Genomic DNA, 12176 nt, shown 5'->3' with positions numbered 1-12176 from the left:
CTATGAATGATGTGAGTGAAGATGATACGACCTTTTATATTTTACCGATTAGTTTGGGTAAAATATAAAAATAAGGAGCACGTTATGAAACTTGAAGCGACAGAAGCCTGCGTTGCGTTAATTGAGCTATTAAAGTCCAAACACGGTGACCTGATGTTCCATCAATCTGGCGGCTGCTGCGATGGCAGCTCACCGATGTGTTATCCGCTGGGTGAGTTCAAAGTTGGTGGTCAAGACGTACTCGTCGGTGAGCTTGCTGGTTGTCCATTTTATATGGGTAAAGCCCAGTATAAACTCTGGCAACATACTGATTTAACTATCGATGTAGTCGATGGTCGTGGTGCGAGTTTTTCACTGGAAATACCTGAAGGCAAACGCTTTATTGTGCGCTCTGAAATATGCGCCATTGAAGATTGAATGAATGCCTAGCGTCAGTATTCTGTTAGGTCTATACTAATCAATGACCTATATACTGGAAAGCTAGCTCTCCAGTTTGATTGGCATGGAAGCTATAAGGAATATAAAAATGGAATTTGACGCAAAATTTGATTACGTCATCGTTGGTGGCGGTTCTGCAGGTTGTGTGCTCGCTAGCCGGCTGACAGAAAACCCCGACATCAGTGTTTGCTTGTTAGAGTACGGCGATGAGGGCAAAGATCTTGCTATTCGCGTATAGATTGTAATAATTAAACTTTGACCCAACCGTTTATCCCTAATTATTACATTGAATGCGCAGCATATCGAATCAGCTGCGTACATTTATTTATTGCTTAGCCAATAAGCTCTCTAGTACATAACTCTTTATTATACATTAGATACAAGCAGTCCTTAGTAGTCCAAATGCATTTAATATCACTGATCCTCTTCAGATTCGAGCGATTGTCATTAAACTATTGATTTAGCGCGTTTGGATAGTCGAGCTTATTATTTGCTTATGCTTCCTAAAGGTGCAGATGACCTTTTTTTAATATTTATACCAAACCCAAAATATATAGTATAGTCTACTGATGACCATACCAATACATAACCTAGAAGACCATGACTTTGGCAAACACTCAAAGACTGAGCGCAATCCCAGAGCCCGACTACGCCTGCTCATCTTATACCAATACAGTATGGGCAAAGCCACTAAAGATATTGCCAAAGACCTCTGCATACATCCTGAAACTGCCAGACGTACATTGAAGCGATATCATGAACGAGGACTTGAAAGTCTCTACGATCGTCATCGTCGAGGCCGTCACAGCAAGCTTGCAGAAGCAGACACAGCCGCTTTTAAAGCCATGATAGTCTCTGAACAAGCCAAGCGAGCAGGCGGTCGTCTAACAGGCAAAGACGTTCAGCAATTGGCTAAAGAACACTACAACGCTCACTACACCGTTAACGGTATCTACGAGCTACTCAAGCGTATTGGTATGAGTTGGATAAGTGCTCGTAGTCAGCATCCAAAAGCCGACCCACAAGCTCAAGACGCTTTTAAAAAAACTTTATAGCACAGGTTAAGGCGTCACTGCCTACTGATGTGAGCTTAGATCAAGTGGACATCTGGTTTCAAGATGAAACTCGAATAGGACAACAAGGCTCATTGACCAGAGTTTGGCATTACCGCGGTGGGCGACCTCGACTGATCAAACAGCAACAGTTTCATTCCGCTTATCTGTTTGGTGCCTTTTGTCCAGCGACAAAGAAGGCGGTCGGCTTAGTACTGCCTTCAGTGAATAAACATACTATGTTATTGCATATGCAAGAGATTAGTAAAGCCGTACCAAAAGGACGTCATGCGGTGGTGGTGATGGACGGCGCATTATGGCATCAACCAAGCTTGAATCAGGCTAATGTCACTATGCTTAAACTACCGCCTTATTCACCTGAGCTCAATCCCTCTGAGAGAGTATGGCAGTACCTTAAGCAAAATGAGCTATCTAATCGTTGTTATGACAGTTATGAGGCTATTGTCGATGCCACTTGCTTGGCTTGGAATAATTTACTTAAACAGCCACAAAGAATTCGGTCGTTAACTGCTCGTGCTTGGGCGCAACTTTAATTGTTGGGTTTGGTATTAGTACTCTTCATAAGTAGCTTTAAGGTCACGTTAAGACATTTCTTTACCAAGGATCCATATTAGTCCAAGCATAAACATAACCGAGAACCTCTAAGCTGTCTGTTTTGGATTTAGAAATTTTCTCATCTGGATATTCCTTGTTCTTACATTGTAGTAGCAGGCCACCATCAGACTGACTAAATAGTGCTCTTACCCCGTAAAAGCTATCCGTTCTTATCAAGTAAAACTTGCCGTTTTTTATAGTGCGTTTAGTTAAATCTACTGAGCACTGTGCACCAATAGTGATTATCGGCTGCATGCTATGGTCTTCTTGATTATAGAATAGGGTCTTACTTAAGTCACTGTTCGTCCGTTCAGCAATTTCAGATTGCGACCTTAATGGTTGTTCTACATGTTTAAAATTTTCTATAAAAACACTTAAATTGGGATATTTCTTTATCTGTTCTAAGGTCGACCTATTTTCAATAAAATCATCCGCTCTTTCCTCCCATTCTAGCCACTCTTCATACTCTTCGATTTGACGCTCTTGTTCAGCAGAAGGCTCGTATCGTTTTTCAAACTCTTCATGCTCACTAAAAATCTTATTCTCAAACTCTTCTTTTAAAAATCTAATACTATACGGAAGTCTAGGTTCTAAACCGAGCTCTGTAATGTAATGATCCCTCATACTTTCTTCGTAAGCGTTCATATAGTCCATAGCGTCCTCAATATCTTCATAAGAACTATAAGGATATTCACCATTCAATAACCAATATTCTGATTCACCTAGAACCTGTGAAAGGCGGAGTAAATATTCGCCACTTGGTTTGGCTTTACCAGCTAACCATTTTGATATGCTTCCTTTAGAAACCCCCGTAGTTTTAACAATATCTACTTGTTTAAGTCCTTTCGCCTTCATGCACTCTTTAATTCTATTAGCCATCTGTTTTAGATCTTCACTCACAAATTTCCCCTTAACTCATAAAAAGTTTCTTGTATTTATTTTATCACGAGAAACTTTTAAAAGAAATAGCATAAAATAGTGATTTCTTATGCCATAGCTACTTGTACCCTGCTATACATGAAAGTTACATTACTTAACAATAATAATTTAGGTTTCGATTGATTTTGGTAGTTTCGAGAGTAAACTATACTTACTAGTATTTAGAAGTAATAATCTATATCGACAAGGAAAGAAGTTATGTATCGCAAAAAAACTTGGTCAGAATATACAGATGATGAAAAAGAGATTTTAAAACAAAAAGTTATTGAAGCGGCCCCAGAAACTCCTTTTCCACCTGAATTCGCCGCCGCTTATATTGGCAAATCATTGCACACATTGCAGCATATGCGCTGTCACCAATCCCAAGCTATTACATATAGTAAAGCGGGCAGACATGTTCTATATCGTAAAAGACATCTAGATGAGTATCTTGATAACTGTGAACAATCATCTACAAGCAGTTATTAGATATGCAATCGATTTATAAAAATATAAGTTTAAGAGGTTGAAAATGGAGTGTTTTAGAAAATATCCGATAACTTTCAATAGCTTATAGTTAAAATCATTAGATCAGGCTAGGTGGAAATATGAGTAATCTACTGATAAACGAACCGCCATTACAAGTATTGCCCTCACTTGCCAATAAGATAGGGCTTAATGAAGCGATTGTTTTGCAACAAGTACATTACTGGCTTGCTCACGCTAAGACAAAATATGATGGGAAAATGTGGATTTACAAAACGTTTGAACGATGGCGTGAGCAAGATTTTAAGTTTTGGAGTAAAAGAACAATTGAGCGTATATTTAAAAATTTAACTGACATGGGTTTACTATTAGTAGAAAAACTAGCGGACAACAAACAAAACCGAGTTAATTTTTATACGATTAATTATGAAGAATTAAATAGGATTAGTGCAGACTTAGGTAAAAAACCGCTTGAAAGTACCGAAAATAAGCATAACGACAAATTGTCTAAATCCAATACGACAGATTGTCATGATGGATCTCGACAGATTGACGATGCGGATAACGTCAACTTGGCACCATCTATCATAGCGACAGACTGTCGTGATGTTAAAGAGAATAAAGAAGAGACTAATAAAGAAAATACAGAAGAAAGCGTTGTCGCCTCTTTCGATGATTTTGATAGTCAATATGAAATATACAAAACGCATTTACAGGCGGCAGGTGTATTACCCCTATCTGGATTCATCAATGCGCAAGAATTAAGATTAGAACTTTATGGTTTTCATTCATACTGGTTTGAAAAAAATCTTAGTGAGTCGGTACGCATTGCTAAGCTAGTCAACCTATTTCAGAAAATGGATAAAAAGCGAATCAACAAATTTAAAACCAACCTTGATGAGCATACTCCATTACACCCTAGTCATATACCTGTTGAAACAATCTCAACAGCCAAAAAACAGCATGACCCTAAAAGTATAGCTGCCATGATTGCTGCCGCTGAAACAAAAATTGAGAGGAAATAATGAATCATTTATATAACACAGGTCTTGAGCAATCTGTAATTTCTACGCTTATCTCAACAGATAATGCCTACGACAAGGTTGTAGGAAAAGTAAAAGCTGATGACTTTTATGCAGGTGCGCATCGACTAATATATGAGTCTATCGAGTCACTAGCTACATCTGGGCAGCCATACGACAGAGTAATGATTATCGATAAATTATTAGCCGATAAGAGAGATAAGGCTATTATCGAATATATATCGAATGAGCTGCAAACAATTGCACCATCGATTTTTAATATTGAAAGCTACATAGAACGCTTAATTGATTTATCGCAACGTAGAAAAATCAGTGAATGTTATGAAAGAGCAAAACTTAGAATTTCTAATTTTGATTTAGCGCCTATCGATTCTTGGAGCTTAACGGCTGAAGATGTTAATGCAGTAATGCAGGGAATAGTCAGTGAGGGTTACTCAAGCATTGACCAACTCATAGAAAAATTTTTAGAGGATTTAAAGCACGATGCCACTGCAGGCGTTGCACCAAACATTAAGACAGGGTTAGTCGAGCTCGATAATAAAACAATGATTATGAATGGTGAGATGGTTGTTATTGCAGCTCGTCCCTCAATGGGTAAAACCACTTTAGGGCAGAACATCGCTATAAACATTTCTCAAAATGAAGACGGTGTCGTTGTATTCTTTAGCCTTGAGATGCCAAAAGCTAGTATTGTTAAGCGTTTAGTAAGCAGTATGGCTAACATACATATGAGCAAAGTGTTTAGTGGACAAAATCTAGATGCACAAGATTGGGAAAGTATCATGAGTAACAAAAAGCGTATCGAGGCGTTGCCGATGATTTTTGATGACCGTAGTGGCATCACTACAGGACAGATGCGAGCCACATTAAACAGAATACGCCAAAAACACGGCAGAATATCGGCAATCATAGTAGATTACATTCAGTTAATCCAGGCCACTAATCTAAAAGACAATCGAGAAGGGCAGATTAGAGATATATCATCAGCTTTAAAAGGATTCGCTAAAGAATTTGATTGTCCAATGCTTGCGCTATCGCAGCTTAATCGTAGTTTAGAGAACCGAACTGACAAACGTCCGATTATGAGCGACTTACGGGATTCAGGCTCTATTGAGCAAGATGCTGATCATATAATCTTTATCTATCGTGACGAGGTTTATAACGAAGGATCAGTTCAAAAAGGCATTGCTGAGTTGATTATTGGCAAACAGCGTAACGGCTCGATTGGTACTATCAAAGTTAAGTTTGAGGGAGAATACAGTCGTTTCGCTGATTTTGCTTCAAGCTAGTGTTATGAAAATTCGTTTTAACCTATTTACGATTAATTCTGAAAATGGTGAGGAATATATTACTTTATCAACAAGCACTCAAAATTTATGGCTGAACAGACAGGAATAATAAATCAAACTTATGGAATGAAGTCAACAATGGGAACTACAAACTTAAAACCGAATCAAAAGCTCATTAATTTGAATAGAGACAAATTGCTTGTACATCCGCAAGCTGAGCAAGCTTTAATAGTTTGGCAAAAACTTAGGCTTAGCTCATCTTCTATGAGTGTTAGCCATCTAGATAAGTTTTATTGTCCACCTATTAGGGTGATCAAAAACAGTAGTGATACATATTATTTCATTAATGATTTTGAGAGAGTTAATGACTTATTAAGAGTAAGAGACGTGGACAGTTATCCATGTCTTGTTACACCAGAAAGTATTAAAGATATTCAAATGCTGGCATGGGCTGAGGTAGTGCAACTCGTCAACCTAAAAAATATTAATCACCCTGACTTATTTAAGGCGCTTAAGCAGAAAGCGCCCAGCTCAGTTATTTGTAAATTGATGCGCATAGATATTTTATCCGTTGAGTCGTATTGTAAATTTGCCGGTATTAAAAAGGCAAACTTTGAGTATCAACAATGTAGAAAAGCTATTCAGAACAATGTGATAGGTATTCCAAAAAACATGGATTGGCTGGTGAACTAATTATGATGAATTTAAATAAGAATGAGTTGGATATAGTTCTTGATAAGCTAGTACCTGAAGGGTCTCCTGATGTTGTAAGAATACAAGATTTGATTATTTACGTTTTGGGCTTTAGACCAAATTTTGCTTTGAATATAAACTTCGCTATAGATGTATTTGAGGTTAATTTTACAGAAGGTGAATGCTCTGACATAGCAACTAGAATTATTAAAGAGCAGAAAATTGAAGAATGGGCTGTCTCTTATATGCTGATACTTTTTTATCAGAAGTATGGTGAGGTAGATAGAAAAAGCATTGCCTGGCAGTTTATGAGCATATATCTACAGATCATTGTAAGAATCACAATGCGTGGAGATGGTCATCTTGCTAAGGTGAGTCAGTTAGGTGTTAGAGTCAGAATGGGGTTAAATGCGAACAATCCACAATCTGAAATAGTAAAGGAGCTTATTGGTATACATGCCCAGCAGAGTTCATTAGAAAGTGTACTACATGCTATTCGCCAGTATGAGGTTTTAACTAAGCAGTCAGAAGCCTCAAGTAAGGTTGTCAATAAAAAGTTAGCAGGAAAGATTGGTCGCATTAGACTCGCTTATGAAGTTGTGGCGAAAGATAAGACGTTTATTAGCAAGACTTACTCCAAGTCTGATGATACTGACAATAATAGTGTTGGTTTAAACAAGGTTTTTCTTGATAGTGATGATGAACCACTTAGAGCCACTATATTTGGGATAAGTCACCAAAACGATAATGTGTCTTCCAATGAAAATTTAGCTGATGATGACCCAGAGAAGCTTTTAGATAATGACTTTAAACCCTCTAAGTATACTGCTAAGTCTGCTGAGCTACAGCAATGGAAACTTAAAAATAACTTTCGTCACACTAGGCGCAATCAATTTGGCTTTCCAACAAGTTTGCGGCAGCTAAGTTTACTGAGTATTCAAATATTGTTTGATAGAGTCTGGCAACTTTCAATGGTTACGGATGATGATAGTCGTTTTGGCTATGTAGTTATCTTAATGTCATTGCTTAGTGGACGTAAGGTTCAAGAAGTCATTAATGAACTTGGTAGAGAGAAAAGCCAGCGAACATGGCTAAGTAATATGAAAGGGGTAGGTGGGAGATACTACGCTTTGAGTATTATAATAAATGTCACTATGAATCGTAGAAGCCATCTATTACAACATCGTAAGAGCGTTGATAACGGATTTATACTTCTTTTACCTACTCAGTTATATTCCATTATAGAAAACACAGTCAATATCGAAAATACAGATATATCTGAAATACTAAAAGACCTACAAGAACAATTAGACCTGCCTGCACTCAGTTATCAACACATAAATTCAGCTCTATATCTCATCATAAAAAATGAATTAAATGAGCCATTGCACGCTGATTTAATCACTGGTGTTGACGTTAAACATAGCTCGCCTCTTTACTACACAAGCATTGATGCTAATAGTATTGAGAATACATATAGAAGTGCTATTTTGTTAATGAGCAAACATTGCCATTTTTATATCCGCTCACAGCTTCGTCAAGACTACAAACCTAAATCAGAAAATATAGAGCACCAGAGTTACATCGGTAGTGAGATGACTTTAAATAAGCTGACATGTCAAAAGTTCTTTTCAGAACTAGCGAATGGAGCCGATAGTTTTAATGGACGCCTTGAGCGAAACTTAAGTATTCGAAAGGATCGTTATATAGAGCAGTTTAATGCCTATGGTATTTGGTTATGGCATATTATCATGATTCAGACAGGTATAAGACCTGTTGTACATGCGCCAGGTATGTTAAACCAGTTTGATTTTATAGCAGGGTTATTTTGGGTTTCTGATAAAGAAGAGCGTCAAGGACAAGAGCAGGGAAGACTCATACCTTTAAGCAAATTTTTGATTATAGCGATACAAAATTATATTGAATATATAAAAGAATTTGCTTCACTGCATAACGTTATATATCCCTCTGAGCAGTTTCCCATAGATGAAATTTTAAACTCTCGCCAGCCTCTTATTCAAACCTTTAGTAAAAACCCTAAGGAGTTTTCAGGCATTACACCTAGTAGGGTTCGCTACCAGTTAAAGAGCTTTTTTAGTCATCAAGATAATTGGTTAAGACATCAGCTGCGATCAATGCTAGTAGATAGAGCGCCAGAGCACTTGATATGCGCTCTTTACGGTCATGAACATCCTGATCAGGAGGCGATGCATCCAATGTCCTCACTATCAATTAATGAGCTGAAGGGGATAAGTGGCTGTTTGGATGAAATTGCTTGTGAACTCAATCTGAAACAAGTTGAGGTAACAGTATATGGCTGATCTAGTTGCACATAAGTTAAGAGCCGAGAATCGTAATAGCGCTCACGAAGGCATTAAGAACAAAGCTATAAGCCTTGTTGAGTCTTATATGAACTCGAATCCGCTCTATAAAGATACAGATTTGTTTGATTATTACCAAGATATAAATACCATTTTAGAAATCAACTTCGACACCCCTCTTAGTTTTCAGCTAGCACGTCAAGGATTCTTAGAAGTTATTCGTATATATAATAAAAATCATAAAGTTTATCTTGATGAGCCAGTTGTTCCTGTCTTAGCAGAAAGAGACAGCTTGAGCATTGGTTATGATTGGTTCGTACAGGGGTCAAAAGTTAGTCAAGCCAGCCGAGAAATTATAGAAATATGGCAAAGAAAGATAAGGTTCACTACCAATGATTTGGTCGAATCAGCGATATTTTGTAGCATTGTCTACGGTGGCCTTAATGATATTGAAGTATTAAAAGCATTTTACGAATGGCTTTTGACCGAACGCGTAGTCTATAGAATAGATTTACCTAGTGAAGGTAATACGGTAGGTGTTGAGAGTGTACCGATTATTATATTAGTTATTAACGATAATAGTTACGGGTGTTGGGAGTCATCTAGTAGAAATTCAAGTGATACTCCTGACAGCGAATTAAAACGCTATGTTGAGTATGTTCCAGATGACATGACGCTATGCTTTTTATACGCACTAAAAGATGAAATTGTTAAAAAGGGACTTACTAAATCGTTTGATACATTAATTAATGATATTAGTAAAAGGCTCACACTGAAAAATAAAGATAAAACAAAGCCATACCTCTCACACCTGATCAAATACGCCAACTATCATTGGAGGCAATTAGAAGGCACTAATATCGACAATGCATTAGCTACAATTAGACAAGGTAGGATTAAAACTACAGGCCTACCTAAGAATAAGCTGCTTAATTACAACAGAGAAAAAATTAACTCTAATGTTAAACAACTTCAATGGGATGAGTTCTTTGAACTTGATTATTCTAAGCCTATAAATGCAAATAGAGAAAGTATAAGTTATCCTGCGTTTAGTAAAAATCTAATTAGAGCAATTCAGGAAGAACTCAAAAATACTAGAGTAAATGCCATAGATGGTATGGAGCAGTTACAGAATGAATTTCCTCAACCAAACGCACAGCGCATACTAGGATGGGTACGTCAGTTATTAGATGATAAAAGTATAAACCAAGAGAGCATAAGCAAGTATGTGGGCTGTATAGGCCGTGATTGGTTGATGCTGACAATCGGTGAGAATATAGATAAATGGGACGGCGAAGATTTTGAGATTATTTATGAGCAAATTATTCAGAGCAAAACTAGTGATGGTCGAAAAAAATCAGTCATAAATAAAGACTCTAATTTCGATGACAAGCTAATAGGTAGTAATGATCGTTCGTACATGAATAAGCTTAAAGATGGTCAAGGGTTTACGTATGGTCGTTTGAGAGCTTTTCATGATTACCAGCGTGAGTGTCATGATGCACCCTATGTATATTTTTCGTGGCATCATAATAGGCAAGTCGTCAAAGCTAATATCATCTCTCCTCGCATTTATCGTGCTATGAAAGTATACATTGACGAATCAAAGTTACAGCTTGAGCAGAAAATAATTTGTTTAGTGGTTCTGAGTCTTGCCTATAGAACAGGGCTACGGATAAAAGAGCTCATTGGTATTAAAGTTTCAGATATTGTAGATATTTATACTGATAATTATAACCAAGAGATTAATGAGCCTAAGATTTGGATAAGACCAAATCGTTATCGTAGGCTTAAAAGTAGCAGTGCAAGTCGTGTAATACCTATTAACTGCCTTCTAAAAAAAGATGAGATGGATTTGTTTATCGAGCTTTTTAAGCATCAAAAACGATTGAAACGGAAGTACTTGTTCTCACAAGGTTCAGGTAAACAGCCATTACCGAGTACGTTCTTTAGTAATATGATGAAGTTAATTTGGGATAGATTGCTTGGAGAGCATGACTTTACTTTTCATAGCTTTAGACATACAGCCATAAGCCAACTGGCTTTAGTGCTAGGTAAGTCTTCATTAGCATCAATAATGACAGATTATGATGCTAAGCAGCGCGAGACTATTATTGAGGGTATCCTTGGCTATCATAAAGCACAAGGAACATGGTTTGGGCTGGCAAGTTTTGCAGGGCATTTGACACCTGATACGACGTTTGAGCACTACATTCATACTGCCCACCTGCAGACAGGAATACAGTTAGCTGATGCTAAGTTACAACTTCCTTATACAGTTTTTCAGCAAATTACAGGTTTAAAGTATCAGACTATACATAGACAAAACAGAGACGCTTACGATGCAAAGTCTAAAAAGGTGAGACTTGGTCTGCTAAGATCGTATCTAGTTAAAAGCTTAGTAACTAGTAAGAACCCTCTATTTGTTGATAGTCTTAATGTTTCTACAAATTCGCCAATCATAGAATCTGATAGATTAGCATCACAATCTATTTTCATTCATCAAAAGTATTCTGATGTGATTGCCTATTTAGAAGAGCTACAGAGACTTAACTTAGAAAAGCGGGATATATTACTACCTGAGGTTGCTATAAGACATGGCATTAATATAGTCGAAGCTAGACAGTTATATGACAATGCAAGTCAGGTTTTTACTAGCGATGAGAAACTGTTATTAAGCTCACCGAATGGTAGTAAGAATCAAGAGTTATTAGTTAGAGCTTTAGAAAAGGCATACCAGATGTCTATTCATGAACCCGATCAACTAAAAATGTTTGTTGAAATATTTGCAGCGAAACAGAATATAAAAACATCATCTATCCATTTTGGGATTAAATCTAGTCAGAAAAAAATGTTAGAGCAGTTCTTAGAGATAGGATGTAAACTTATTAATGCACCACACTGGCAAATTAGAGCTTCAAGTGAAAACGAAGTAACTCAACTAAAACGATGTTTGAAGCTAGATAGTCAGATACGTACTGGAAGTCGTCAAAATTTTCATGGCTATGAGCTCAGGGTAGTACAGAAAAAAATCAAACGATCAGATAAGAATATGGCTATATCTGAGAATTATTATGCTTCATCAGGTGTGCTGAAGTATCTTGGATATTTATTGAGTGTGCTGATTTATATAGAGTAATTTAGCTTTAACTACTCTAAATTAACTTGAATAATTTGAAAGCATATTATAACTAAAAAATTTTAGTCAAGCTTAATTCCTATGTAGAATTAGGAAATAAATTAAGGGGCTGTCCTAGATAAGTAAAATTATTTAGGATAGCACTATGAGAAAGAGTAAACTAAGTTGGTATAAACAAAGCA

Annotated in this window: 11 protein-coding genes; 10 read left to right on the top strand and 1 reads right to left on the bottom strand. The window is 36.9% G+C overall.

The features are described from left to right. The first annotated feature begins 84 nt into the window (after nucleotides 1–84). From AC2FA3_RS12425 to AC2FA3_RS12410, 4 genes are all read left to right on the top strand, one after another. Complete coding sequence (locus tag AC2FA3_RS12425; protein WP_068408108.1) at nucleotides 85–417, top strand: DUF779 domain-containing protein; 333 nt, start codon at nucleotides 85–87, stop codon at nucleotides 415–417. A 109-nt stretch (nucleotides 418–526) separates the two neighbouring features. After that, a complete protein-coding gene (locus AC2FA3_RS12420) occupies nucleotides 527–676 on the top strand; it encodes a lycopene cyclase family protein (RefSeq protein ID WP_490509830.1) in 150 nt (49 codons plus the stop codon). Between the two features lie 331 nt (nucleotides 677–1007). After that, nucleotides 1008–1493: an IS630 family transposase gene (locus tag AC2FA3_RS12415; protein ID WP_490509829.1), complete on the top strand. Its 486-nt coding sequence runs from the start codon at nucleotides 1008–1010 to the stop codon at nucleotides 1491–1493. A gap of 29 nt (nucleotides 1494–1522) precedes the next feature. Beyond that, nucleotides 1523–2044: an IS630 family transposase gene (locus AC2FA3_RS12410; RefSeq protein WP_201541241.1), complete on the top strand. Its 522-nt coding sequence runs from the start codon at nucleotides 1523–1525 to the stop codon at nucleotides 2042–2044. A gap of 61 nt (nucleotides 2045–2105) precedes the next feature. On the opposite strand, the gene AC2FA3_RS12405 is transcribed toward AC2FA3_RS12410, so the two are convergent. Further along, nucleotides 2106–3005, bottom strand: coding sequence for an XRE family transcriptional regulator (locus AC2FA3_RS12405; protein WP_413501486.1), 900 nt, complete (start codon nucleotides 3003–3005; stop codon nucleotides 2106–2108). Nucleotides 3006–3242: 237 nt separating this feature from the next. Here AC2FA3_RS12405 and AC2FA3_RS12400 point away from each other — a divergent pair, with 237 nt between their 5' ends. The 6 genes from AC2FA3_RS12400 (at nucleotide 3243) to AC2FA3_RS12375 (ending at nucleotide 11994) form a co-directional block, all read left to right on the top strand. Continuing rightward, entirely contained in the window at nucleotides 3243–3512 is a 270-nt protein-coding gene (locus AC2FA3_RS12400; protein WP_413501487.1) for a hypothetical protein, read from the top strand. Nucleotides 3513–3631: 119 nt separating this feature from the next. Beyond that, a complete protein-coding gene (locus AC2FA3_RS12395) occupies nucleotides 3632–4534 on the top strand; it encodes a hypothetical protein (protein WP_413501488.1) in 903 nt (300 codons plus the stop codon). Further along, nucleotides 4534–5841 carry a replicative DNA helicase gene (gene dnaB / locus AC2FA3_RS12390; RefSeq protein WP_200663530.1) on the top strand — a complete coding sequence of 436 codons (1308 nt, stop codon included), beginning with the start codon at nucleotides 4534–4536 and terminating at the stop codon, nucleotides 5839–5841. Before AC2FA3_RS12395 ends, dnaB begins: the two co-directional genes overlap by 1 nt. 87 nt (nucleotides 5842–5928) lie before the next feature. Beyond that, nucleotides 5929–6534, top strand: coding sequence for a hypothetical protein (locus tag AC2FA3_RS12385; protein ID WP_413501489.1), 606 nt, complete (start codon nucleotides 5929–5931; stop codon nucleotides 6532–6534). A 2-nt stretch (nucleotides 6535–6536) separates the two neighbouring features. Then, complete coding sequence (locus AC2FA3_RS12380) at nucleotides 6537–8855, top strand: hypothetical protein (RefSeq protein WP_200663534.1); 2319 nt, start codon at nucleotides 6537–6539, stop codon at nucleotides 8853–8855. Continuing rightward, nucleotides 8848–11994: a tyrosine-type recombinase/integrase gene (locus AC2FA3_RS12375; RefSeq protein WP_413501490.1), complete on the top strand. Its 3147-nt coding sequence runs from the start codon at nucleotides 8848–8850 to the stop codon at nucleotides 11992–11994. Before AC2FA3_RS12380 ends, AC2FA3_RS12375 begins: the two co-directional genes overlap by 8 nt. Nucleotides 11995–12176: the final 182 nt, after the last annotated feature.

Source organism: Janibacter sp. CoH_79_TC_3, from assembly GCF_058197955.1.
Note: the sequence above shows the minus strand (reverse complement) of the source record. Positions and strands in the feature narration are given on the sequence as shown.

Bases quoted from the DNA above. Each gene is read 5' to 3' on its own strand.
- AC2FA3_RS12425 (WP_068408108.1), top strand. From the start codon at position 85: ATGAAACTTGAAGCGACAGAAGCCTGCGTTGCGTTAATTGAGCTATTA.
- AC2FA3_RS12420 (WP_490509830.1), top strand. From the start codon at position 527: ATGGAATTTGACGCAAAATTTGATTACGTCATCGTTGGTGGCGGTTCT.
- AC2FA3_RS12400 (WP_413501487.1), top strand. From the start codon at position 3,243: ATGTATCGCAAAAAAACTTGGTCAGAATATACAGATGATGAAAAAGAG.
- dnaB (WP_200663530.1), top strand. From the start codon at position 4,534: ATGAATCATTTATATAACACAGGTCTTGAGCAATCTGTAATTTCTACG.
- AC2FA3_RS12395 (WP_413501488.1), top strand. From the start codon at position 3,632: ATGAGTAATCTACTGATAAACGAACCGCCATTACAAGTATTGCCCTCA.
- AC2FA3_RS12375 (WP_413501490.1), top strand. From the start codon at position 8,848: ATGGCTGATCTAGTTGCACATAAGTTAAGAGCCGAGAATCGTAATAGC.
- AC2FA3_RS12380 (WP_200663534.1), top strand. From the start codon at position 6,537: ATGATGAATTTAAATAAGAATGAGTTGGATATAGTTCTTGATAAGCTA.
- AC2FA3_RS12385 (WP_413501489.1), top strand. From the start codon at position 5,929: ATGGCTGAACAGACAGGAATAATAAATCAAACTTATGGAATGAAGTCA.
- AC2FA3_RS12415 (WP_490509829.1), top strand. From the start codon at position 1,008: ATGACCATACCAATACATAACCTAGAAGACCATGACTTTGGCAAACAC.